We start from the raw sequence: 18,627 nt of genomic DNA on the forward strand, positions 1-18,627 counted from the left end.
GGTGATCTCCTTTGGTTAGTCGAGGTAGTCGTGTTCGAGGTTGAGGGCGTCGCCCAGGCCGAGGCGCAGATAGTTGGCGATGAAGCGGATTGGGTTCGCGAGACGCCAGCCGAGGGTGGCTTCGGCCTCCTGTTGAATCTCGGTGTAGGCCGAGATGGGCTCGTAGGCTGTCATGGTTCCTGTCCTCCTGATGTCGGCTGATCTGGACAAGAACCATCGGAACCCGGCAACTCCCTCGCAGTCGTGACATGAAAGTGACATCGGATGGCAGACGACGTTGAGGCCGCAGTCCTCGTAGAGCTAAAAGCCCTGCGTAAACGCACTGCAGGAGCCGACCTCGCGGGTATTGCCCTATGCCCGACGATCTGCCAATTACTCGGCAACGGAGACCCGGCCGCAGCCCAAGGCGCGCTTCAGAATCTCCCGTTCGGCGTTGAGTGGAGCGCTGAGATTGAGGCAGCCTGCTACGTCCTGGGTCTCGCGAGTGAGGCTGACACCGTGCTCGGCCGGCTCGAGGAGTACGCCAGTGAGCACTACATCGACCAGCGGCAGGCGCGGCGACGAAGTGAGCTTGGGCTGCAAGAACTGGCTCGATTGATCACGACCAACTGGACGCGAGAGGCCGTCCCAACCCTGCGGCTCTATCTGACGAGGTCAGGAGACCACTCGATAGACGTGCATGTCGTGGCTGACTGCCCGGATGTCATCGACATGGGTGTGCCCACGCTGACCTGCACAAGCGGCGAAGCCACGACCACGACTGAAGTGCAGACTCCGAACGAGGCGAAGAGCGGAGGGCAGCGTGTCAGTCAAGGTGTCAGCCTGAGTGTCTCGGACGGAGATGAAGTGGTCATCTCAGTGGTGTGGCCTGGGACTATGTGGCCGAGGTTCGTCGTGACACACGACGAGGGGCGTGCTCGTCAGGTGGTGACGGAGACGCTTGGGGCGAAGCTGCTGGTGAGACTGCTGATCAACTGAAGTAGCGGCCACTAATCGGCGTGTCGATGGAACCAGACTGGCGACCTCAACGTCTAAGGGTCATGGACGATGACTTCGACAACGCTCAGCACAGCTACCCGCCGTTCGACGCCGATGACCCGCTGATGGCAGATCCGGTCGAACGAGTGCGTGACGATCTGGAGTTCTTCGGGTAGGTCCGTGGCATGCGGCCGACCTACCGTGGATTGACGTGAAGGCCAGGCGGCCGTAGGGCATGTTCGTGCTTCGCAACGGATGAATACTTGTCCACTATCTGCCAGTGGCATTAAGCTGGTGGGGCTCTTCCGAGCCTTGAGGTTGTGATGATTGAAAGCGGCGTGTCCCTGCTCAGTAGGGGGCGCGTCGCCGTGTTTAAATCACATCGGTGGGATTTTGGAAGTCGCCGACGACGTCGACGAGTGGTGGGTGTAGAGCCCCGAGATTGAGGCTCTCACCAGGCGAAACGATTGATTTCGCACGTATGTTCGACTATACTGAGGCGCAGATATGCGCCGTTCAAATCAGAAATCTGGTGAACAGACAATGGGTGCTTCCGCACTTCACGTTGCTGATAATCACGACCGCAATCTGCATGGGGCTGAACAGAGCGGGTCATCGACCGATTTCCTCGCCCGTCAGTTGGCTCGAAGTTCGTTCTGCGCCACGGTGGTCCTGGAGGGCAGCTTCTCTGATGATCCGGCAGTTCGTGACGAGATGGTTCAAAGAGTTGCCCGGCGGCTGACCGGTCGTGCTGCCGTCGTCGCAGCGTCCCACGAGCGGCTTGCTGCGTCGTTCGCCGTTGTGGGTGCCGACGAGGAGTTCATCGGCAAGACTGCCACATGGTTGGAGACGGAGTTCGGTCACGAAGGCGCTCCCGCGGATGTTCAGGTTGTGGACGGTGATGCGCTCCTGGCGGAGTACGAGGCGGGACCGGCCGGCCCGGGCTTGCAGATCGTTCGTTAGTCGTCCGCCCGCGATACATCAGAGTGGGCCTTGATGTGTCGCGGATACCTCACCTATCATTAACCAACGGAGCCACTCGGCGTCGTTGTGGATGATCGGGCCAAGGAGCGAGCGATGAGCCGACCTATCTACGGATACGAAGAAGAATCTGACGCCAACCGTGCAGGAATCATTTCCGCACTCTCAGCCAAACTCGTAGAGCATGGGTTCAGCCTTCGGATTGGCGAGGAAATGCACCCCGCACCTGTTTCGGCGGAAACCGCACTGAAGTGGGGCTTTCCCGAAATGAAGCGGATTCTCATCGATCTATTGACTCTCCATGAGATTCTTCTCGGTAACAAGTACGACTTGCTCACCGAGGGCGGCACTACCGACCCCGACGGTCAGCCGGTACCGCGATTCGGGCGGCTTGGTCCTGGGGTGGAACTCCGGAATGGCACCTTCCACTGGAAGCGACTCACCGGGGATTAATCTCGCCACCGTATCGGGCGTCTTAATCCACGCCCGTCATCGGCAGGTCCTGGTGAGCGTTGTCGACTGGTCGTTCCGTCGCTGCTGCCTCGAAGCCACTGCCCGGTACCGCCGAGATCTTCTCCTCTGCGGTAGCGAGGTACTTAGGCGATACATCGATCCCGATGAACTTGCGATCGAGCGCCCGGGCTGCGACGCCAGCATTGCCACTACCGACGAACGGGTCGAGCACCACGTCACCGGGATCAGTCGAGAGCGCAATGCAACGCCCAGGAAGTGCCACCGGGAACTGGGCACCATGCCCGTTCCCACCCGATGACGTGGGCAGCACCCAGACGTCGGACAACTTGTCGGACTCGTATCCAATGCTTCTGCCACCAAGCGCCGGCTGGATTCGGCGGTAGGCGGATTTGTCGAACTTGGGCGTGCGCTTTGGTGCCAGGTGCAGGACGTACTCCAGTCCGCGACTCACGCGTGAGTTCTGTGGCTCAGGCAAGCTGCTCTGCTTAGCCCATGTGATAACGCTTCGGACGTGGTACCCGATCCGACTGGCTCGCTCTGCCACGCGAGCTGGGATCATGCACTGCTCGCCGTCTTTCAGATAGGAGTGACCGGCACTATGGCGTCGTGCTTCGTGCTCGTTCCACTTCCGGCCATCCTTGCCCTGCATAGCGAGCAGGGCTTCGATGGCGTTGCCGCGAATCTGAGTCCGCGTGTTGTACGAGTCCATGAGGTTCCACCAGACAGACGCGTCCGGCGTGAGTGCCCGACGAAGCTGCCAGAGAATCTGCACCGTGTGTCGCACGAAACCCTCGGGTGTCTGCTCATGGCCGTAGGCGCAGGTTTCGCCATCTGCCCAAGTCACCAGCGTGGAGTCATCGTAGATACGCATACCCCAGTACGGCGTCGACGTCACGACGCACTGCACGCTAGCCGGTGCAAGGCGATCGAGGACGTCGGTGACGCTGCCGGAGACCAGGGTGTGAGTCTCTACCTCGATCTCGCTATCGGTAGCGGAATCTGGCGTGGATTGTGTCAGGAAATCAAGGACCTGCGAGCGCCGTAGGAAGGTCTCGCTGTAGGCGTCCTGGTCGAGAAGCAGGAGAACATCGCTGACAGACAGAGGGCCGCGATGACCGACAACCTTGCGGATGAATGTGATCGACATACCCACGAGGGGAGCAACGTCGTCCGCCGTGAACTGCTCGTCGCGCTGTGACCACGCATTGCGGTCGAGAGCTCCAACGGGCGTCTGTGGCTTGATATCTGGAAGGCTCGTCGCCTGGCGTGCGGGCACGGCACCTCGTCTCTTTCGGTCTGTAAATCTACCTTCGCATGACGCACCCTGCCAGAGGCCTCCGACACTCGCAGAATCCACGTTTGAACCGTGGCTTGCGAGGCCGCGTTCGACAGAAATGTCAGTGCCGTTTCGTAGACTGCAGACATGAGACATCTGACATCAGGCAGCTGCTGCCAGCATGGGGGCATTCGATGCCACTCTGCTCCGAAGAGGCCCTGGAGACTGCACTCCGGCAGCTCAGTCGGCACGCTGCCAGCAACAAGTACCGGTCAAACTGGCTCTCGACGTATCTCGCAGCGAAGCGTGCTGAGGCGGCCGGATACGGGCTGAGTATCAATGGCGTCAACCAGGCCGTTGAAGACCTCTTCGCTCTTATCCCGGATCATCCGAAGGGCCGGATCAGTCCGTTTCTCGATCTCAGCTCAAAGGTGCGATGGCTGAAGGTCAAAGATTCGGGTCGTAGCACTGTCTGGAACACCGGTACCCGCGATCAGAGCCAGACTGTGCTGTTCAAGCCCAGCACTAGGAATAGCGGACGTGGCTATTTTGGCGAAGGACTACTGCCAAATGCCGCAGACATAGCGGTGCTCTACCTTGACGATGACACGACTGATGACCCGTTGCCGGGAAGGGACGCGCTCGCCGTACTGGTGACTCGTAGCCATGACTGGGCCGCGGAACCGAGCCGCGATGAGTTGCATGAGGCGGCGCAGGACTATCTCGGCATGACGCCCGAGGAGTTCAAGACAATCACCGAGGATGTCACGATCGGTGTTCCGGTACTGGGCTCGCCTGAGTGGTCTCCAGTGCTCCTGGCGGCTTCTGAGCTGGGACCGCCTGAGGGGACTGCTACACAGCCGGGCACCCAACAAGTGGCCCACGAACCCGAAATCACTGTCGAGGATGTCGAACAGCTCCCCGAGCAGTTCCGCGGATTCCTCAATCATCACGGCATTGCCACCGAGTCGGAGGATGAGTTGGTGGATTTGCTGGCTGCCACACTGTCATCGCAGCTGATCATCATGGCAGGTCCGAGCGGTAGCGGTAAGTCGCTCATGGCGTCGGCATTGGCGGCGTTCTTCGCACCGCAAGACCGCCGTGCCCGCCTGGAGTCGTCTCGGTTGCTCGCCAAGCGCGAGGAGTTCTTCGGGTACTTCTCTCATCTGGCCGGTCAGAGCTTCCAGATCCTGGAACCGCTTCAGCTTCTTCTCGATATTGCTGGTTCGGATGGCGAGACACCTCCGATCGTCACGGTCGAGGAAGCAAACCTGTCGCCGATCGAGGGCTACCTGTCGCCACTGGTGCATGGACTCGGTGGTTTGGAAGCAGAGACGCTGAGTATCCCTCTGCACAACCAGGACGCCGAGCAAAAGGTCCCACGAGCGCTGGAGCTCGAGCCATACCCGCGCTTCTTCGCAACGATCAACGTGGACGCTGATTCGCCGGCTCCGGCACGCAAGGTCGTATCGCGGGCATGCGTCATGCTCATGGAAGCTCCATCATTTGATACAGCCCTTGCCGCTGCTGACACGTTGGTGCACCCCTCGGTCGAGGACGGCACCGGTCCTGCCGCGGGACTCATTGGGCGGCCGACCTTGGCTTTCGATCGCTACAGCGAAACTGGCAGCGACGTCTTTCAGCAGGCGCTGAAGGATCGGGCCGAGCTGCTTCGAAACGTGCTCGGTTCGGACGTCATTGCACACCGTCCGTTGCAGCGCAGTCTCATCTACATGGCCTGGTATGCAGAGTTGCTCGGCGTGACTGAGCCTGAGCCGGGTGACCCGATCGTCGAAGCAGCCGCTGACAATGCACTGCTGCACTTCGTCTTGCCGGTGCTGTCGGCGAAGGAATTTGAAGGTGCGCTGTCGGCTTTCAATGCAGACCGCAGTGGTGTACTTGGGCCGCGATTGGCACGTCTTGAGCAGGTTGCGAATGCTCAGCAGTTCGGTCCTCCTCCGGACTTCTGGGGTGCATTGACCTGAGCACGATTCGCTACGTTCGGCGGGGACGTGACATCGCACAGCAGGCGTTCACTGGCCGCCTGCTCACGCCGGTCTTGCCGTATGGGTTGCTCCTTGAGCACAGTGGCGATGACCTCGTCATCTATGAGCCACCCGAACGGGCGCTGGCAGGCACGTTGACGCTGCCGAAGCTCGTCGGGCGCGACGTCGAGTTTGTCGAACTGACGATTCCGTCTAACGGGCGTTTCAGTCAGGAAGACCTGAGGCTCTTGTGGGAATCAGGAGCCGAACTCAGTGCCTGGCGACAGGCGCGAATGGCGCTGGCTCGTGACGCTGGCACGTTTGGCGCACCTGATGTCACGGGGACGGTTGAAACCTTACGAGATTGGCGGTCACTTGCTGTATGTGCCAACCAAGCCGGCGCACTGTTGGCGTCATGGCCGTCGGTACTGGATCGGCAGCAGACATGGCTGCCTACTGCCGTCGTGGGTGGCGTTGAGGACATCCTCGAGACCGAACGTTCAGTTGAAGCTCGCGGCGCGCTGCACGAACACGATGACCAGTTCGTGGTGTCACAAAGCGCTCGTTGGCGTGGCACCCGGCGCGACCTGACTTCGGTCACCATATCGACGCTGGCTACAACGATCGTTGATGTGGTGCGTTCCAGCGTTCCCGACGATCAGGCTCGATTGCTCCGGCCGGTGCTCGATCCCATTGCAACTGTGGCGAGAGTGGCTTCTGCACCAGCCGGCTCTCGTGATCCCGACCCATCATCGTGGCCGACGCGGTTCGTGTCCTTTGCTGCGGCATGTATGCGGACACTCGCGGAACTGCAGTCGTCTCGTCGAGGGAGTGGCGTCGTGCCGTTCCTCGATACTGACGAGCTGTACGAGGCGTGGCTGGCTATTGCGGTGCGGCGTGTGCTCGATACCCGGTTTGGACAATGGACGCTTCCGGAGTCAGAGGCGTTGGCCTCATGGGAGTCTGACGACGCGAGGATCGAGCTGTGGATTAAGCCGTCGATTGCCCGTCGAGATACCGAGATTGCGGGGACTCGACTCCATGCACTCGTCGCTGAGGTGCTTGCGCCAGACCTGCTACTCACCGTGTCTCGTGGGGACGTTGCGGCTTTTGCCGTGATCGACGCCAAGTCGTGGGCATCCATGCTCCCAGAGCAGGCGCTGGAGCAGAGTGCCAAGTATCTCTATGGCATTCGACGTTCTGACGATCCGGCACTCGTACCGGCAGTGTCCGGAGTTGATCTCGTGACGTGTGCCGTCGCGCCGAGGATTGGTGCGTCTGATATCTCACGGGTTCGGGTGCTGAGTGCGACGCCGACCAGCGGTCTGAGTGAACTGGACGATCGTATCCATGAGATCGTCGACCAGCTTCTTGCCTCGCTGGAAGAGAGCGAACACATGGCGTCCGAGTTCTGAGGCGAGGAAGACATGGCTCGACCACCCAGGTGGACTCCCACGTTGGAAGCTGCGCGCAGCGAGGCGATCCTGGCCGTCCGGCTCTTCAATGACCCGATTGAGCCGCGCTCGTTTGAGGCGTTTGTCGTCCATATGCACGTTGCATGGCTGTACCTACTGCACGCTCGCTTTGCCCGTGACAATGTCGAGATCCGCTATCGCCAGCGTGACAACCCTCGGCGCTTCGTGAAGGTAGACGGTGAACACAAGCGCTGGGAGCTGGCCAAGTGTGTCGAGGAACGATGGACAGACCCTGACGACCCCGTGCGACGAAACCTTGAGTTCTTCATCGCGCTCCGCAACAAGATCGAGCACCGGCATGACCATGCTGACCGGCAGCTGGCGGAAGCAGTCGGCGGCAAGGCTCAGGCACTCCTTCTCAACTTCGAACAGGAGCTGACCTCGTCTTTTGGTGACCAGCACTCATTGGCCACGGTGCTGCGCTTTCCAGTGTTCATTGGCAGCTTCACGCCTGAGGGTGAACAAGCGCTGATCACCTTGCGTGACCACCTGCCTGCCAGTCTCAAGAAGTTCATCGCTGAGTACGACTCGGGAGTTCCTGACTCGGTCAACGCCGACAATCGGTTTGAGCTCCGACTCAACGTCGTCATGCAGACCTCGAAAGCGTCTGACGCACTGGCGATCCAGTTCATGCGCTGGGATGACATGAGCGACGAGGAGAAGGCCGCCGCAGAACTACTCGGCAAGCGTGGCAAGACGATCGTGCGCGAACAGAAGCGCCGAGTGATTGGTCATGGCCTCATGAAGCCCGGGGAGGCACAGGAGAAGGTTGCGGCGGCAGTCCCGTTCGTGTTCAACAGCTATCACTTCTTGCAGTCGTGGCGGATCAAGAAGATTCGTCCGCCCAAGGCTGACCCGCACCCGGAGCGCACCGACGAGAAGTACTGCGTCTACGACGCATTGAATCGCTCCTACGGATACACACAAGCGTGGGTGGACTGGCTCATCAAGAACTGTTCGACTGAAGATGGATTCCGCACCACGACCGGGCGAGATCCCAAGCCCAAGCCATGACAGACGAACGCCGACAGTGTCTACCGTCGACGACCCTGTGGGCGAACCTGCACGCCCTCCTTCTTGAGGATGTCGAGCACCGTCGTGCGACTCACGCGTGTCTGCTCAGCTACCTGACGAGTCGAGGCACCGCGCCGGTAGAGATCGACCACCTCAGCACGGACAGGCGCGGTGATCCGGCGACGTCGTGTCGACGGTTGTCCGTCCGACGTGCGGCGTTGCCGTTTTGGGATAATCTCAGGAATCCGACCCAGGGCTACCACTCGAAAGACCCGCACCGGAAACGGTGCGGGTCTTTCGCTTTTTCGCACCGAACTCGGTGCTCTCGTACAGCGGACTCTCAGGTCCGACGTGGATCGTGGAAGGGCCATGACTTCCTCCGATCCCGGGCAGCCGCACCGTCCACGACATCGCGCGCCGGACGCCGATGCGCTGTCGGAGGGTCTGCCGCCGATGGAGATCCGTTCGTCCGACGATGTGACGTGGACGGTGGCGGTGCCGGAATCGGAATCGAAGCCGGCCCCGGAAGCGGTGCCGGTGTCGGAGGCGGTGACCGACGAGCTCCCGGTCCTGGCCGTCCCGCCTGTCGTCGAGGCGCCGTCGGTGGACCCCGTCCGGTTCGATCCTGATCCGGCGTTGACGACGGAGCCGGAGGGCCCGCGGCATGCCGTGGTGCCGGCCCCGGAGCGTGCGGCGACGCCGTCGACAGAACACGAGCACGGCCACCATGCGGAGAAGCGCGGTCCTCAGAAGCGTCGTCCCGCCGCCGCGACGACGTCGAAGCGCCGTCCGCGTCGACGACTGTCGACCGGTCGACGGGCGCTGCGGACGGTTCTGGTCCTCGGCTGCGTCGGTGTGCTGGCGGTGACCGGATTGGTGTGGGCCGGCGCCTACCGGATGATCGGCGGGTTCACGCTGTCGCATGCGCTGGGTTCGGGTCCGCGGTCGTCGGGTGGCGCCGAGAACATCCTCCTCATGGGGCTGGATACCCGCCGCGACCAGAACGGCGATCCGCTGCCGCAGTCGATTCTCGACGAGCTGCACGCCGGCACCAGCGACAACGGCGGCTACAACACCAACACCCTGATCCTGGTGCACATCCCGGCGGACAAGAAGAACATCGTCGCCTACTCGATCCCGCGCGACGACTACGTGACGGTCGAAGGCCTGGACGTCTCGCACGCCAAGATCAAGGAGGCCTACGGCCGTCGCAAGGCCGCCGAGGAGGACGAACTGCAGGCCGACGGCGTCACCGATCCGTCCGAGCTCGAACACCGAGGACGTGAGGCGGGGCGCGCGGAGACCATCGCGACCGTCCGCCGGCTGACCGGGGTGCCGATCGATCACTTCGCCGAGGTGAGCCTGGTCGGGTTCTACGACCTCGCGCAGGGGCTCGGCGGCGTCGACGTGTGCCTGAACCATTCGGTGCACGACGACTACTCGGGCGCCGACTTCCCGGCCGGAGTGCAGACGCTCGACGGTTCGCAGTCGGTGGCGTTCGTGCGGCAGCGGCACGGCCTGGACAACGGCGACCTCGATCGCACCCATCGCCAGCAGGCGTTCCTCCTGTCGGTGCTGCACAAGCTGCAGAGTGTGGGCACGCTCTCGAACGTCGGCAAACTGAATGTGACGGTGCGCGCCGCGCAGAAGGACGTGGTGATCTCGGACGGCTGGAATCTGCCGGCGTGGGCGGCGTCGATGAACTCGGTGTCCGGGCAGCACATCACGTTCCGGACGCTGCCGGTGAAGGGGTATTCGACGGTCGACGGTCAGGACGTGAACGTCATCGACCCGTCGCAGATCCGCTCGGAGGTGCAGCGCGCGTTCGGCGTCAAGCAGACGCCGTCACCCGACGCCGACGACGATTCCACCGACGACACGACCGACGCTGGATCTGATACGGCCACCTCCGACGGCGGGTGGTCGGAGGACGGCACGGACTCGCAGGACACCGCGTCGCCGGACTCGAGTCCGGCGACCGACTCGGCCACACCGCCGCCGGACAGTGGGGGTGCGGTCACCGACCGCGGCGGCGTCCCCTGCGTCGACTGACGACTGCCCGGCGCCGGATCGCTACCGGAGCAGGCAGAGCGGCGTGTAGTCCGAGCGTCCGCCGGTGGTCGGCGACACCAGCAGCGTGCACGAGTTGAAGCCCACTTTCTCCGCCTGCGACCGCAGCCACAGCAGCGTGCTGTGCGAGATCACCTTGTCGCGGCTGAGGATGTAACCGGACAGCCGGTACGGGTCGCCGACGATCGCATATCGGTACGGGTCGGACGGACGTGCACCGTCGGCCACCCAGGCGACCACGTAGTTCGCCCGTCCGCCGGCGTCGATGGTTCCCGGAATACCGGGAAACGACACCGACAGTTGCGCGTTCGTCTTGGTGTCGACGACCTTCGCCTGCCCCTTGATGCCGTCGGGGTTGCCGAGCGGGCCGATGCACTTGTTGTCGACCTTCACGGTGGTCGCGTCGATCAGCGAATAGGTGGCGACCGTGTCGCGGGCGCACCGCAGACTGTAGAAGCCGGGGACGGCGGCCTGCTGCCACCATGCTCCCAGGTAGCGATGCACATCGAGTTTCGCGACCGGCTGCAGCGTGGCCGGTGCCCCTTGCGCCGCAGCGTGGTCGAGGGTGCCGAGACCGAGTGCGGTGAGGGCGACGGCGGCGGACGCCGCGGCGCGGCGGAGCGAAGTCATCATGATTGAGTCCTGTCTGGTCGAAGGAGGGTAAGGGCCTGCCGGGCCCGGTCGGCCCGGCAGGCGAGGGTCGGTCGGTTCAGCGCCAGCATCCGCGCAGCGTCTGGAAATCACCGGCGAACGCGGGCCCGCTGCCGGTGCAGGTCGGTCCGTGCTTGCCGTCGATCACGACGGTCGCGCCCGGTCCGGCGATGCCGATCGCGAGACCCGGTCGCACACCGGTGGCGTGCACCTGGGCGTCCTTGCCGATCGCGATAGCGGCGGGGCCGGAGAATCCGTTCGCGGTCGACCACGCCTGACCGCCCTGGTCGGTGATGGCCAGACTCAGCCCGGTGGCGCCGGACTCCGCCGAACATGACGGCATCGTCGCCGACTGTCCGGGCAGGGCTCCGCAGACCGCCGCCGCGTGGGCATCGCCTGCTCCCGTCAGACCAGCAGCCCCGGCCACACCGGCGCCTGCGATGAACAGTCCGACCGCGAAATGTGCACTCTTCTTCATCATCTTTCCTCTCACTGACGGGCAGTGCCTTTCACTGCTCGGACCGGGATTCGTCGCGCACGCGATTCCGGATGGGTCACCGGGTTTCGATTCGCCGCGAATCGGACCCATCCGGGGCGGCCGCGGCGGCGAATCACCGGTATGACGCAGCCCTGGGAGTACGACGTCCACGCCGGCCGACCGTCACCGACCGCCGCGGTGATCGGAAGCGGTGTGGCGGGCCTGACCGCCGCCTATGTGCTCGCGCGAACACATCGGGTCACTCTGTTCGAGGCGGACGAACGGCTCGGCGGGCACGCCGACACTCATCGGGTCGAGCTGCCCGACGGGCGGGAACTGCACGTCGACACCGGCTTCATCGTGCACAACGACCGCACCTATCCGACGCTGCTGCGGCTGTTCGGTGAGCTGGGGATCGCCACCTGGGACACCGACATGTCGATGTCGGTGAGCAACGAGTCGTCGGGGCTGGAGTATGCGGGCGCTCTCGGCGTCCGGGGCCTGTTTCCGGTGCCGTTCAATCTGGTGCGGCCCAGCTACCTGCGCATGCTGGCCGACGTGACCCGATTCCACAGGGTGGCGCGGCGTGTTCTCTATGACGGCGGTGACGACGAGACCCTCGCCGCGTTCGTCGCGCGGCACCGGTTCAGCCGCTACTTCCAGGACAACTTCCTGCTGCCGTTGGTGGCGGCCGTCTGGTCGTGCGATGAGCGGACGGCCGCCGACTATCCGGCCCGGTACCTGTTCACCTTCCTCGACCATCACGGCATGCTGTCGGTGTTCGGGTCACCGACCTGGCGCACCGTCACCGGCGGATCGAAGACGTACGTCGATGCGATCGCGCGGCGCATCCGGGACGACGGCGACGTGTGGACGTCGACGCCGGTGCATTCGGTGCGGGAGAACGATGACGGGGTGGAGGTGACCTCGGCCCGCGGTACGCAGTTCGTGGACCGTGCCGTGATCGCCACCCATCCGCACCAGGCACTCCGGATACTCGCCGACGCGACACCGATGCAGCGCGCCGTACTCGGCGCGATCGACTACCTGCCGAAGGACGCCGTCCTGCACACCGACGAGTCTGTGCTGCCGCGGGCACGCCAGGCGCGTGCCTCCTGGAACTACCGGATCCCGGCGGGCGACGGCGCGGCCGGAGACATCGTCGTCACCTACGACCTGACCCGGTTGATGCGTCTGCCGGAGGGGGACGGCGCACCGCGCATGCTGGTCACGATGGGTCGCATCGACCTGGTGGACCCGTCGACGGTGATCGACCGGATGCGGTACGAACATCCCGTCTACACCCTCGATGCAGTGGCCGCGCAACAACGGTTGAGCCGCATCGGAACCGATCGGATCGCCTTCGCCGGGGCCTACCACGGGTGGGGATTCCACGAAGACGGCGCCGCCTCCGGGGCGGCGGCTGCCGCCCGTCTCGGCGCGGCGTGGACAGGCGACGAGGTGTCGGTATGACCGCGCCGACCCCAGCGATCGCGGACGTCGAGATCGTCCACCAGCGCACCGACCCGATCCGGCACCGATTCCGGTACCGGAGCCGGACCTGGCTCATCGACGTCGACGATCTGCCGCGGCTTCCCGCGCCGTTGCGCCCGTTCGCCCGCTTCCGGCCCGCCGACCACTTCACCGCGCCACCCGAGCCCGGCGACACGCTTCGTAGCCGGCTCGACGAGCATCTCGCGGCCCGGGGCGTCGACCCGCCGGACGGGCGGGTGCTCGCCCTGACCTCGCCGCGGGTCGCCGGTTACGTGTTCAACCCGCTCAGCCTGTTCTGGTGCCATCACGCCGACGGCACCCTCGCCTACGTGGTCGCCGAGGTGCACAACACGTACGGCGGCCGGCACGCGTACATCGTCGACGTCGATGATGCCGGGCGCGCCGAGGTCGGTAAGCGGTTCCGGGTGTCGCCGTTCCACGACGTCTCGGGACGTTACCGGCTGCAGGTGCCCGAACCCGGTGCGGACGGCCGGATCCGTGTGGCGATCGTGCTCGACCGTCCCGATGCCGGACCGTTCACTGCCACCATGACCGGCCGGGCCCGGCCGGCCACACCCGGCCGGGTGGTGCGTACCCAACTGGCGGCTCCGCTCGCGCCACTGGTGGTGGCGATCCGTATCCGGATTCAAGGCATCCGGCTGTGGCTGCGGCGGCTCCCGATCATTCCCGCACCGAAAGGACAGGTATGAGCGAACACGACCTCCGCGACGTCGACCATGAGATCTGCGCCGCCCGGTGGCCGGACGTGGCACAGATCCCGGGCGGGCCGTCCGCCGCGATTCGGGGCGCGGCGGCCGCAGCACTGTTCCGCCGGGCCGCGCACCGCGTACCGGTGCGGGTCGAGTTGCCGGACGGGTCGCTGCTCGGCGCCCGCACCGGCGCAGTGGCGCCCCGCATGATCATCCGCCGTCCCGATGCGTTCGCCCGGCGGGTCGGGACGGACGGGCTGATCGGATTCGGTGAGGCCTACATGGCCGGTGACTGGACCACCGACGACCTCGTCGGAGTCCTCACCCCGTTCGCCGAACGAATGGGCGACCTCGTCCCTCGCCCTCTGCAGCGGTTGCGGCCACTGGTGCTGCCGGGGCAGCGGGACGACGAAGAGAACACCGTCGGCAACACCCGTTCCAACATCGCCCGGCACTACGACCTGTCCAACGAGCTGTTCTCGACGTTCCTCGACGAGACCATGACCTATTCGAGCGCACTGTTCGCCGATGACCCGGGGCCGTCCACCCATTTCACCTGGAATGATCTGGCCGCCGCCCAGCACCGCAAGATCGACCGGCTCCTCGACGCCGCCGGTGTCACGGAGGACACTCGACTGCTGGAGATCGGCACCGGCTGGGGCGAACTGTGTCTGCGGGCCGCGCAACGGGGTGCCGTCGTTCACTCCATCACCCTGTCCAGCGAGCAACGCGACCTTGCCATGCGGCGCATCGCCGACGCCGGGCTCGCCGGGCGGGTGACGGTCGAGCTCTGCGACTACCGGAACGTCGACGGCTGCTACGACGCGGTCGTGTCGGTGGAGATGATCGAGGCGGTGGGGCGCCGGTTCTGGCCGGCGTACTTCGCGACCATCGACCGGGTCCTCGCGCCCGGCGGCCGGGCCGCCATCCAGGCCATCACCATGCCCCACGATCGCCTCCTGGCATCCGAGGGCACGCGCACCTGGGTGCACAAGTACATCTTCCCGGGCGGACAGTTGACCTCGCTGCCCGGTCTGGAACAGGTGACCCGGGAGCACACGTCGCTGCGGATCGATGACGTCACCCCGCTCGGCGTGCACTACGCCGAGACGCTGCGGCTGTGGCGGGAGCGGTTCGCCGCGCACACCGACCGGGTGCTGGCGCTCGGCTTCGATCGGACCTTCCTGCGCATGTGGGAGCTGTATCTGGCGTATTCGGAGGCCGGCTTCCGGTCCGGGTACCTCGACGTGGCGCAGTTGAGGTTGGGGCGATGACGGGGTGGGCCGGCTTCGGCGTCATCACCGCCTGCAGCGCCGCGTGGCTGGCGGTGCTGCAGGCCGTCGTCTTCGCGGTCGGCCACCGGATCGGCCGCTACAACGTGGTCGACGTCGGATGGGGGCTGGGCTTCGTCGGTGTCGGCTGGCTCGGCGTGCTGTTGGGCGGCGGTGATCCGGTGCGGCGGTGGCTGCTCGCGGTCCTGGTGACCGTGTGGGGTGTACGGCTGTCGTGGCATATGGCGGTCAAGTCCCGGGGGCACGGCGAGGATCCCCGCTATGTGGAACTGCTTGCCCGCTACGACGGTCCGCCGGCGCGGGTAGCGGCCCGCCGCGTCTTTCTGAATCAGGGCATCGCGCAGTGGTTCGTGTCGTTGCCGCTTCAGGTGTCGGCGGTCGCCGGGCCCACCACCGGCGTCGGTCGGGTCGCGGCCTGGGTCGGGGTCGTGCTGTGGGCGGCCGGCCTGGCATTCGAGGCGATCGGCGACGAACAGCTGCGCCGTTTCAAAGCCGATCCGGCGAACCGGGGCACGGTGATGGACCGCGGCCTGTGGGCGTGGACCCGGCACCCGAACTATTTCGGTGACGCCTGCCTGTGGTGGGGCCTGTGGCTGATCGCGGCCAGCGCGTGGCCGGGCGTACTGACCGTACTGTCGCCGGTCGCGATGAGCTACTTCCTGGTGGTCGCCACCGGTGCCCGCCTGCTGGAGAGGTCGATGGCCCACCGTCCCGGCTACGCCGAGTACCGGGCGCAGACGTCGTTCTTCGTGCCGCGACCGCCCCGGCGACGTCCTGGTATACGGTCGTGACTGTGACGATGTCTGCCGGACCGGCGCTCGCCTCCCTGCTGGACCGGATCGCCGTCGGCGATGCCGACGCGTTCGGCGACTTCTACGACGAGACCAGCCCGCGCGTATACGGCATGGTGCTGCGCGTGCTGCGCGATCCTGGGTACAGCGAAGAGGTCACTCAAGAGGTGTACCTGCAGGTCTGGCGTACCGCGGAGTCGTTCGATCCGGAGATGTCGTCGCCGATCGCCTGGCTGTTGACGCTCGCGCACCGTCGGGCTGTGGACCGGGTGCGTCGCGAGGAGGCGGCGTCGCGCAGGGATTCGCGCTATGCCACCACCGACGCCGGCCGAGAGTTCGACGAGGTCGCCGAGGCGGTGTCGTCTCGGGAGGCGGCGGCGCAGGTCCGCGACTGCCTGGAGAGTCTGACCGGAACCCAGCGTGAGTCGGTGAACCTGGCCTACTACGACGGTCTCACCTACCGGCAGGTCGCTGAGCGTCTGTCGGTGGCGTTGCCGACCGTCAAGTCCCGGATCCGGGATGGCTTGTCCCGTCTGCGCCGGTGTCTGGGGGTCGATTCGTGACCGACGACGAACTGTTGACGATGGCGGCCCTGGTCGGGCTGGACGCCGTCGACGACCAGGATCTGGACTCGGTGACCGCGGCGGTCGAGGCGGCGGCACCGGCGGTGCGGGCGGACTATCAGGCCGCGGTCCGTGGTACCCGGGAGGCGATGGCACGGGTCAGTGAGTCGACGGCGGTGACACCGCCGGAGACACTCCGCGATCGGGTGATGGCGGCCGTGCACGACGAACCGGCCGGGACCGCGGACGGCGCGTCGGTGACGTCCCTGCACGCGCGGCGCCGTCGTACCCGGATCGGACTGAGTGTCGCGGCCGCATTGCTGGCGGTGGCGGCGGGAGCACTCGGCTGGCTGCTGGGTGCTCGCGGTCAGGAGACGCCGTCGAAGGAGACCACGGCGGCGCGCGTGCTGGCGGCGTCCGATGTGGCCTCACGATCCGGCGCGGTCGCCACCGGCCGGGCGACGGTCACCTACTCTGATTCGGCGGACGCCGCCGTCCTGGTGATGAACGATGTCCCGCCGCCGGCCCCGGGCACCGTCTACCAGATGTGGCTGGCGGGGCCGGACGGAACGATGACGCCGGCCGGAACCATGACCGACAAGGACGTCGCGCCGTCGACCACCGCGGTGTTGACCGGGGTCCGAGACGCCACAGCTCTCGCTTTCACCGTCGAACCTCCGGGGGGATCGACGCGTCCGACCAGTCCGGTGGTCGCTCAGTTGCCGCTGAAGTAGTCCGCAAGCGCGTCGGTTCCGCACTACTGGGCCGTATAGGGGGCCGCTGAGGGGTGGTACCCGCCGACGAGCGCTATACGGCCCAGTAGTGCGGGGAGTGGGGAGGTGCTCGGATACGCTCGCGGCATGACGACGGCAGACGGCGGCGCACAGGCAGACGGCAATCTTCAGACGGACCAGACGGCCCGGCGGAAGGCTCTGGCCGCGGCACTGCTCGCTCGCCGGAACGAGCTCGGTGTTCCGCAGCGCGAGATCATCGACCGGACACCGGACCTGTCCCGGTCGCAGCTGCAGCGTCTCGAACAGGCGCAGACCACCGTCTCCGTGGAGCGGCTCTGGAGTCTGGCGCTGGCACTCGACACGACGCCGTCGGCGCTCCTTCAGGCCGCGGAGCAGTCGCTGCGCTGACCAGCCCAGGCGAAGACGACGATGACCCCCGACGAGTGTCGGGGGTCATCGGCCTGAGGGCTGCTCAATAGTGCGCGTCCGAAGACGCTCGCGTGAGGTTTCGCGTGCTCTGCTTCATTGCGTGATCAGGCTGCGCCGGCGAGCTCGCGGTCCAGGCGCAGGAGGCCCGGGCCGTCTTCGTTGACCAGCTTGGCGCGGCCGAGGACGGTGCGGACGGTGTCCTCCTCCTCGATCTGCTCGCTGACGAACCAGTCGAGAGTCGGGCGCGAATCGAAGTCGTGCGCCTTCTCGGCCTTGGCGTACAGGTCGCGGATCGACTCCGAGACACCCTCCTCGGCTTCGAGAGCGATCTCGAAGGCCTCGGTGACGGTGTCCATCTTGATCGACGGGATCGTGATGTCGCCGATCACCGGATGGTTGTCCCGGTCGGTCAGGTGCTTGATGAGCTTGTCCGCATGGGTCAGCTCCTCGGCGGCGTGATTCGCCATCCAGCCGGCGATGCCCGGCAGATCCCGAAGTTCGAATTCGATGGCCAGCTGGCGGTACAGCATGGACGACTCGTATTCCTTGGTGATCTGCTTGTTGAATGCTGCTTCGAGTTCCTCGTTCATCTTCATGGCTTCCACGGTAAGGCTGGAAAACGGTTTGCGCTAGCAAGATTTGTCTGCCCTAAACCGGCTCTGAACAGTAAGTATTGCCTTATCTAAACTGTGTTCACGAACCTTGTCTACGGTGAATGGCATGGATTTCACGGTGGCTGCGCAGATCGGTCTCATCGCTGCGGGACTGATATTTCTCTGGGCGCTTCTTCTCGGTATCTGGAAGTACGCGGGGATGGTCCGCAGCCCCGATGGGCAGGCGCACGTCTACGTCGACGTCGCCCACCGCTCAGCGCTGATGTACTCGTTCGCGGCCGCCCTGCTTGCCGTGTTTGCCCAGTTCAACCGGTTTCCGTCGTGGCTGACGGCGCCGGCGATCAGCGTGGTGCTGGCGTTCTTCGTCTCGGCGATCGCGTCGTACTGCTGGCACGGCTGGCGGCGGGACACCGACAATCAGATGCATCCGGCGACCGCGTCCATGACGGCGTCGATGGTGGCCCTGATCGTGGGCGAGGTCGGCGGGACGGCGATCCTGTTCGCCGGCTTCGTCGCCGAGCTGGCGCGCTCCTAGAACGGATTCACCCGGCTCTGAACCACCACCCGGATGTGCTCCCCGGGTGCGGAGACGACGAAGGCGGCGCCGGTCGTGAAGAC

The 18,627-nt window shown here is 65.1% G+C and carries 21 protein-coding genes; 15 read left to right on the forward strand and 6 right to left on the reverse strand.

Going from position 1 to position 18,627, the window contains the following annotated elements; translation table 11 throughout:
• Positions 1–15: 15 nt before the first annotated feature.
• Positions 16–174 carry a hypothetical protein gene (locus tag QM774_RS00190; protein ID WP_414973968.1) on the reverse strand — a complete coding sequence of 53 codons (159 nt, stop codon included), beginning with the start codon at positions 172–174 and terminating at the stop codon, positions 16–18.
• A 90-nt stretch (positions 175–264) separates the two neighbouring features.
• Between QM774_RS00190 and QM774_RS00195 the strand changes: the two genes are divergently transcribed.
• The 3 genes from QM774_RS00195 to QM774_RS00205 all read left to right on the forward strand — a co-directional run bounded on the left by QM774_RS00195 (position 265) and on the right by QM774_RS00205 (position 2,412).
• Complete coding sequence (locus QM774_RS00195) at positions 265–978, forward strand: hypothetical protein (protein ID WP_414973969.1); 714 nt, start codon at positions 265–267, stop codon at positions 976–978.
• A 507-nt stretch (positions 979–1,485) separates the two neighbouring features.
• The gene (locus QM774_RS00200; protein ID WP_414973970.1) at positions 1,486–1,941 is read left to right on the forward strand and encodes a hypothetical protein; all 456 of its coding nucleotides are present in this window, start codon (positions 1,486–1,488) and stop codon (positions 1,939–1,941) included.
• Positions 1,942–2,055: 114 nt separating this feature from the next.
• Positions 2,056–2,412 carry a hypothetical protein gene (locus QM774_RS00205; RefSeq protein WP_414973971.1) on the forward strand — a complete coding sequence of 119 codons (357 nt, stop codon included), beginning with the start codon at positions 2,056–2,058 and terminating at the stop codon, positions 2,410–2,412.
• Positions 2,413–2,434: 22 nt separating this feature from the next.
• Here QM774_RS00205 and QM774_RS00210 read toward each other — a convergent pair whose 3' ends face one another.
• Positions 2,435–3,709 carry a DNA-methyltransferase gene (locus tag QM774_RS00210; RefSeq protein WP_414973972.1) on the reverse strand — a complete coding sequence of 425 codons (1,275 nt, stop codon included), beginning with the start codon at positions 3,707–3,709 and terminating at the stop codon, positions 2,435–2,437.
• Between the two features lie 194 nt (positions 3,710–3,903).
• Between QM774_RS00210 and QM774_RS00215 the strand changes: the two genes are divergently transcribed.
• The 3 genes from QM774_RS00215 (at position 3,904) to QM774_RS00225 (ending at position 8,183) form a co-directional block, all read left to right on the forward strand.
• Positions 3,904–5,694, forward strand: coding sequence for a hypothetical protein (locus tag QM774_RS00215; protein WP_414973973.1), 1,791 nt, complete (start codon positions 3,904–3,906; stop codon positions 5,692–5,694).
• Positions 5,695–5,849: 155 nt separating this feature from the next.
• Positions 5,850–7,109: a hypothetical protein gene (locus QM774_RS00220; protein WP_414973974.1), complete on the forward strand. Its 1,260-nt coding sequence runs from the start codon at positions 5,850–5,852 to the stop codon at positions 7,107–7,109.
• 42 nt (positions 7,110–7,151) lie between these two features.
• Positions 7,152–8,183 carry a DUF3644 domain-containing protein gene (locus tag QM774_RS00225; protein WP_414973975.1) on the forward strand — a complete coding sequence of 344 codons (1,032 nt, stop codon included), beginning with the start codon at positions 7,152–7,154 and terminating at the stop codon, positions 8,181–8,183.
• A gap of 20 nt (positions 8,184–8,203) precedes the next feature.
• Here the strand turns inward: QM774_RS00225 and QM774_RS00230 are convergent, their stop codons facing one another.
• Complete coding sequence (locus tag QM774_RS00230) at positions 8,204–8,554, reverse strand: helix-turn-helix domain-containing protein (RefSeq protein WP_414973976.1); 351 nt, start codon at positions 8,552–8,554, stop codon at positions 8,204–8,206.
• Here QM774_RS00230 and QM774_RS00235 point away from each other — a divergent pair.
• Positions 8,553–10,235 carry an LCP family protein gene (locus QM774_RS00235; RefSeq protein WP_414973977.1) on the forward strand — a complete coding sequence of 561 codons (1,683 nt, stop codon included), beginning with the start codon at positions 8,553–8,555 and terminating at the stop codon, positions 10,233–10,235. The two genes, QM774_RS00230 and QM774_RS00235, sit on opposite strands and share 2 nt — an antisense overlap.
• Positions 10,236–10,256: 21 nt before the next feature.
• Here QM774_RS00235 and QM774_RS00240 read toward each other — a convergent pair whose 3' ends face one another.
• Together QM774_RS00240 and QM774_RS00245 are read right to left on the reverse strand one after the other, a co-directional pair.
• The gene (locus QM774_RS00240) at positions 10,257–10,883 is read right to left on the reverse strand and encodes a lipocalin family protein (protein ID WP_414976543.1); all 627 of its coding nucleotides are present in this window, start codon (positions 10,881–10,883) and stop codon (positions 10,257–10,259) included.
• Positions 10,884–10,962: 79 nt separating this feature from the next.
• The gene (locus tag QM774_RS00245) at positions 10,963–11,382 is read right to left on the reverse strand and encodes a hypothetical protein (RefSeq protein ID WP_414973978.1); all 420 of its coding nucleotides are present in this window, start codon (positions 11,380–11,382) and stop codon (positions 10,963–10,965) included.
• 141 nt (positions 11,383–11,523) lie between these two features.
• Here QM774_RS00245 and QM774_RS00250 point away from each other — a divergent pair, with 141 nt between their 5' ends.
• The 7 genes from QM774_RS00250 to QM774_RS00280 all read left to right on the forward strand — a co-directional run bounded on the left by QM774_RS00250 (position 11,524) and on the right by QM774_RS00280 (position 17,374).
• The gene (locus QM774_RS00250; RefSeq protein WP_414973979.1) at positions 11,524–12,855 is read left to right on the forward strand and encodes an NAD(P)/FAD-dependent oxidoreductase; all 1,332 of its coding nucleotides are present in this window, start codon (positions 11,524–11,526) and stop codon (positions 12,853–12,855) included.
• The gene (locus QM774_RS00255) at positions 12,852–13,586 is read left to right on the forward strand and encodes a DUF1365 domain-containing protein (protein WP_414973980.1); all 735 of its coding nucleotides are present in this window, start codon (positions 12,852–12,854) and stop codon (positions 13,584–13,586) included. The genes QM774_RS00250 and QM774_RS00255 overlap by 4 nt, the downstream gene beginning before the upstream one ends.
• Positions 13,583–14,860: a class I SAM-dependent methyltransferase gene (locus QM774_RS00260; protein ID WP_414973981.1), complete on the forward strand. Its 1,278-nt coding sequence runs from the start codon at positions 13,583–13,585 to the stop codon at positions 14,858–14,860. The genes QM774_RS00255 and QM774_RS00260 overlap by 4 nt, the downstream gene beginning before the upstream one ends.
• Positions 14,857–15,669 (forward strand): DUF1295 domain-containing protein, encoded by an 813-nt coding sequence (locus QM774_RS00265; RefSeq protein ID WP_414973982.1) that lies wholly within the window; start codon positions 14,857–14,859, stop codon positions 15,667–15,669. Before QM774_RS00260 ends, QM774_RS00265 begins: the two co-directional genes overlap by 4 nt.
• Positions 15,670–15,677: 8 nt before the next feature.
• Entirely contained in the window at positions 15,678–16,232 is a 555-nt protein-coding gene (gene sigK, locus QM774_RS00270; protein ID WP_414976544.1) for an ECF RNA polymerase sigma factor SigK, read from the forward strand.
• The gene (locus tag QM774_RS00275; RefSeq protein WP_414973983.1) at positions 16,229–16,966 is read left to right on the forward strand and encodes an anti-sigma factor; all 738 of its coding nucleotides are present in this window, start codon (positions 16,229–16,231) and stop codon (positions 16,964–16,966) included. Before sigK ends, QM774_RS00275 begins: the two co-directional genes overlap by 4 nt.
• Before the next feature lie 126 nt (positions 16,967–17,092).
• The gene (locus QM774_RS00280) at positions 17,093–17,374 is read left to right on the forward strand and encodes a helix-turn-helix domain-containing protein (protein WP_414973984.1); all 282 of its coding nucleotides are present in this window, start codon (positions 17,093–17,095) and stop codon (positions 17,372–17,374) included.
• A gap of 125 nt (positions 17,375–17,499) precedes the next feature.
• On the opposite strand, the gene QM774_RS00285 is transcribed toward QM774_RS00280, so the two are convergent.
• Positions 17,500–17,991: a ferritin gene (locus tag QM774_RS00285; RefSeq protein ID WP_414973985.1), complete on the reverse strand. Its 492-nt coding sequence runs from the start codon at positions 17,989–17,991 to the stop codon at positions 17,500–17,502.
• 124 nt (positions 17,992–18,115) lie between these two features.
• On the opposite strand from QM774_RS00285, the gene QM774_RS00290 reads away from it, so the two are divergent.
• Positions 18,116–18,544 (forward strand): hypothetical protein, encoded by a 429-nt coding sequence (locus tag QM774_RS00290; RefSeq protein WP_414973986.1) that lies wholly within the window; start codon positions 18,116–18,118, stop codon positions 18,542–18,544.
• Positions 18,545–18,627 lie beyond the last annotated feature (83 nt).

The organism is Gordonia sp. (in: high G+C Gram-positive bacteria) (genome assembly GCF_047600565.1).
Lineage (GTDB): Bacteria > Actinomycetota > Actinomycetes > Mycobacteriales > Mycobacteriaceae > Gordonia.

Coding starts and splice junctions, on each gene's coding strand:
- QM774_RS00190 (WP_414973968.1), bottom strand. CDS start 174: ATGACAGCCTACGAGCCCATCTCGGCCTACACCGAGATTCAACAGGAG.
- QM774_RS00195 (WP_414973969.1), top strand. CDS start 265: ATGGCAGACGACGTTGAGGCCGCAGTCCTCGTAGAGCTAAAAGCCCTG.
- QM774_RS00200 (WP_414973970.1), top strand. CDS start 1,486: ATGCGCCGTTCAAATCAGAAATCTGGTGAACAGACAATGGGTGCTTCC.
- QM774_RS00205 (WP_414973971.1), top strand. CDS start 2,056: ATGAGCCGACCTATCTACGGATACGAAGAAGAATCTGACGCCAACCGT.
- QM774_RS00215 (WP_414973973.1), top strand. CDS start 3,904: ATGCCACTCTGCTCCGAAGAGGCCCTGGAGACTGCACTCCGGCAGCTC.
- QM774_RS00235 (WP_414973977.1), top strand. CDS start 8,553: ATGACTTCCTCCGATCCCGGGCAGCCGCACCGTCCACGACATCGCGCG.
- QM774_RS00230 (WP_414973976.1), bottom strand. CDS start 8,554: ATGGCCCTTCCACGATCCACGTCGGACCTGAGAGTCCGCTGTACGAGA.
- QM774_RS00240 (WP_414976543.1), bottom strand. CDS start 10,883: ATGACTTCGCTCCGCCGCGCCGCGGCGTCCGCCGCCGTCGCCCTCACC.
- QM774_RS00245 (WP_414973978.1), bottom strand. CDS start 11,382: ATGAAGAAGAGTGCACATTTCGCGGTCGGACTGTTCATCGCAGGCGCC.
- QM774_RS00250 (WP_414973979.1), top strand. CDS start 11,524: ATGACGCAGCCCTGGGAGTACGACGTCCACGCCGGCCGACCGTCACCG.
- QM774_RS00255 (WP_414973980.1), top strand. CDS start 12,852: ATGACCGCGCCGACCCCAGCGATCGCGGACGTCGAGATCGTCCACCAG.
- QM774_RS00260 (WP_414973981.1), top strand. CDS start 13,583: ATGAGCGAACACGACCTCCGCGACGTCGACCATGAGATCTGCGCCGCC.
- QM774_RS00265 (WP_414973982.1), top strand. CDS start 14,857: ATGACGGGGTGGGCCGGCTTCGGCGTCATCACCGCCTGCAGCGCCGCG.
- sigK (WP_414976544.1), top strand. CDS start 15,678: ATGTCTGCCGGACCGGCGCTCGCCTCCCTGCTGGACCGGATCGCCGTC.
- QM774_RS00280 (WP_414973984.1), top strand. CDS start 17,093: ATGACGACGGCAGACGGCGGCGCACAGGCAGACGGCAATCTTCAGACG.
- QM774_RS00285 (WP_414973985.1), bottom strand. CDS start 17,991: ATGAAGATGAACGAGGAACTCGAAGCAGCATTCAACAAGCAGATCACC.
- QM774_RS00290 (WP_414973986.1), top strand. CDS start 18,116: ATGGATTTCACGGTGGCTGCGCAGATCGGTCTCATCGCTGCGGGACTG.